Origin of the sequence: Turicibacter sp. HGF1 (assembly GCF_000191865.1) — a bacterium.
In the GTDB taxonomy this organism is placed as follows: domain Bacteria; phylum Bacillota_I; class Bacilli_A; order MOL361; family Turicibacteraceae; genus Turicibacter; species Turicibacter sanguinis.
Window position 1 is genome coordinate 1 of sequence record NZ_AEXQ01000048.1, and the last position, 3,494, is coordinate 3,494.

A 3,494-nucleotide genomic window follows, 5' to 3' on the forward strand; every position below is an offset into this window, starting at 1 on the left:
CGATAAATGTTTCATCATGTTCAATAAAAATCATGGTTGGTTCAGATTGTAAAATCGCCTCTTCAATCGCTTTTCGGCTTAATATATCAAGTCCATTCAGCGGTTCGTCCCAAATAAGAACCTGACTCGGATTATAAAGACTTCTAGCCATCTCAACCTTTTTTAATTCTCCTAAGCTAAAGCTTGATAAATCACGCAAAAAAATGTCACGATGACAACTAAGTGCTCCTAAAATACTTCTAAATCGTGCTTCTTCAAGTTGTTCAATTTGCAAAATATCACGCAAAAATCCAGACTGATACTTCGGAAATTGAGACACATAAGCCACCTTTACTCGATTATCACGTTTAATCATCCCGTCGTATGGAATTTGTTCTAATAAACTCTTAATTAATGTCGTTTTCCCACTTCCATTAGGGCCTTCAATAACCAGGCGTTCTCCTGCTTCAAGCGTAAAGCTTATATCTCGTAAAATCATCTTATCCCCATATGAAACATTTAAATGTGACACTTGGTAAAGTACGGATACTTGCTGATGTTGAGTAATTTTTAAATACGGAATATGTTCTTTGTGTTTGATGAGTTCCTTTTTCTCCTGTAATTGTTGATCGATACGTCTTTCCACATGTAATGCACGCTTCATCATTTTAGCTGCTCGATGACTGACGAATCCCTTATCACCGGCTCCAATTTTTTCTTTCTCACGCGCATTTGACCAATTACGTCGATCTCTGGCGACTTCCTCTAGACGGCGAATATCTTTTTCAATTTTGTCTCGTTGCTTTAACTCAAACTCCCTCTTCAACTCGTAATCATATTCATATGAACTGTAATTTCCTTGTTGAATCACGACAGAATGGCCCTGTAAAGCAATAATATGATCCACACACGCATCTAAAAAATGACGATGATGAGAAACCAATAAAAATCCCGATTTACATTTTAGATAATTGGACAGTTGCTCAATCCCTTCTTTATCTAAGTGATTCGTTGGCTCATCTAGCAACACGAAAGTCTGCGGCCTTAAAAATAAAATAACCATTTGAATTTTCGTTTGCTCTCCACCACTTAGCGTCTCATATTCTCTTGATAAGATATCATCTGAAAGATTTAAACGATGAATTTCTTTTTTTATTTTACTTTCAATCTCATACCCATCATATTCTAAGTAGGTGTTAAGCGCCTCGTAATAATCTTCTTCAGATGCCTCCCCTTGTAAAAAAGCGGCCATGACTTGTTCACATTCGACATAAGGGCCAATTTCTTTTTTCATTAATTCAAGGACAACCCCATCAGAATGCTTAAACGTAATCGGAAAAAAGGCTGTTTCAATTTCTTTTTGGCAGTCTCCTGTTGTTAACTTCAAATCTCCATGAATCAATTTTAACAATGTCGTTTTGCCCATTCCATTTCTAGCAACGATTCCACTTTTCCATGTGGCCTCAATATCTAAATTTAATCCTTCAAATACTAACTGATTCGTATTAGGATAATGAAACGAACCATTCAAAATACGTATCTTTGACATTTTATCACCCCGATTATGATTTTGAAATCGGTTTCCATCCTTGAGTTGCTAACCATTAGTTAAGCTCTTTTCAAAAACAATAAAAAAAATCGATGAAATGATTCATCGACAACGAAAAAGTTTTCTGACCTTAAGGTGTGTCCATTCATTTCTTAACTAATGTCGCAACGCATAACAAAAAATGTGAGGCATTCTCACGAACAAACCGATTATGCTTTTGCGATTTTTCAATTAGTTAAGAACTGTATTCATGTTTTCACCTCATTGTTCGATTATTAATAACAGTATATGCTAACAATTATTTTTTAGTCAATTCTTTTCAACTGAATGACTCAGATTTTTTTCGACACTTTCTTTTAAAATCTCGAATAAATCACCGTTCTTTGCAAAACGTAATAACATAGATATTTTGAATAAAGGATGGGAATTATTATGGTTAATTTTAAATACTCAAGTCTATTTACCCTTTGTTTTTGTTGTCTTTTAGCTATATCGGCTCCCTCAGTTTTAGCTCATACAGATGAAGCCGATTACTCTCCTAAACAATACCCAAGAATTGAGGATACATCTGTTGATCGTAATGAAATTGTCAACATCCCTGATCCCGCCTTAAAAGCTGCGATTAACGCAGAGCTTGGACAATCATCAGGTGCTGACATTACAAAAGGTCAACTAAGAAGTTTCACCGGCATTCTTTATTTAGACCATAAAGGAATCACAAACATTACTGGTTTAGAAGAATGTGTAAATCTAGTGGGTCTAGATTTATCTTATAACGATATACAAGATCTTTCTCCTCTTGCTTCTTTGTCAAAACTGACAAACCTTTATCTTGAAAACAATCAAATTCAAGATTTATCCCCTCTTGCTTCTTTAAATAAGTTACAAGAACTGCACTTATCTCATAACACTATTCGTAACGTCAGTCCTTTACATCAACTTGTTCACTTACAGATGCTTCATTTAGCTGACAACGAGATTGTTGACATTTCTAGTTTAAACACCTTAAGCAATTTAACTGAATTAACACTTGATCATAACCAAATTTATAATATTTCTGGCTTAAGCAACTTAACAAACCTCATAACCCTAACACTTGATCGTAACCAAATCGAAGATATCTCTGCCCTTGCGACCTTAATCAATTTAAATGCTCTTGACTTATCTTACAATCAAATTAAAATTATAAATGCCTTAGCCTCTCTCACTCGATTAAGTGTTCTTTATCTTGATTACAATCAAATTAATGATTTATCGGCGCTTTCTTCACTTATTAACTTAACAAAATTAGGTCTATCAAATAATAGCATTCAAGATATTAGCCCCCTCATGACGCTAACAAAATTAACAGAACTTAACTTAATGCAACAACGTATTACTTTAAGTGGATTAAATGTCTTTTCTGGTGAAAATGCGCATTTACTTAATCCAATTCATGATTTAGATTCTGCTTTCATCACGCCGGTAACCATTTCAAATAACGGGTACTATGAAGAAACAGAACATACAATTAACTGGCTTAATGTTTGGCAAGCTCAGTATGAATCTTTCACTTTTGAACAGGCAGTCAGCCTTGGTGCAGCTTCAACCCTATTTAGTGGTCAAGTGATGATTCCACTTCAATTCAACGGAAACGCTGCTCCAATTTTAATCATCGATGATCCACTACAACTTGAGCTCAACCAACTATTTGATCCAATGGATTACGTAACGGCCTACGATGAAGAAGATGGTGATATTACTGAATGGATTCAATTAAAAGAAAATACCATTGATTTAACTCAAATTGGAATGTATCGCTTAACCTTTGAAGTCACAGATTCTTACGGTTCGACAACGTCTAAAACCGTTACAGTTCAAGTGGGACCTCGCATCGCTCCTGAAACTGGACTTTCAAGTATTCTCCTCCCTCTAGGAGCCTTAAGTATTGGAACGGGGATTTGTTTAAAACGACGAAAAAAATAAA

2 protein-coding genes are annotated in these 3,494 nt (G+C 35.1%); one reads left to right on the forward strand and one right to left on the reverse strand.

Going from position 1 to position 3,494, the window contains the following annotated elements:
- Nucleotides 1-1,528 (reverse strand): ribosomal protection-like ABC-F family protein (abc-f, locus tag HMPREF9402_RS04575; protein WP_009606643.1); only part of this gene is annotated, 1,528 nt, incomplete at its 3' end.
- A 432-nt stretch (nucleotides 1,529-1,960) separates the two neighbouring features.
- Here abc-f and HMPREF9402_RS04580 point away from each other — a divergent pair.
- Nucleotides 1,961-3,493: a leucine-rich repeat domain-containing protein gene (locus HMPREF9402_RS04580; protein WP_009606644.1), complete on the forward strand. Its 1,533-nt coding sequence runs from the start codon at nucleotides 1,961-1,963 to the stop codon at nucleotides 3,491-3,493.
- The last annotated feature ends 1 nt before the right edge of the window (nucleotide 3,494 follow it).

What these genes read in the sequence shown, in the direction of transcription:
- HMPREF9402_RS04580 (WP_009606644.1), top strand. Translation starts at nt 1,961, where the DNA reads ATGGTTAATTTTAAATACTCAAGTCTATTTACCCTTTGTTTTTGTTGT.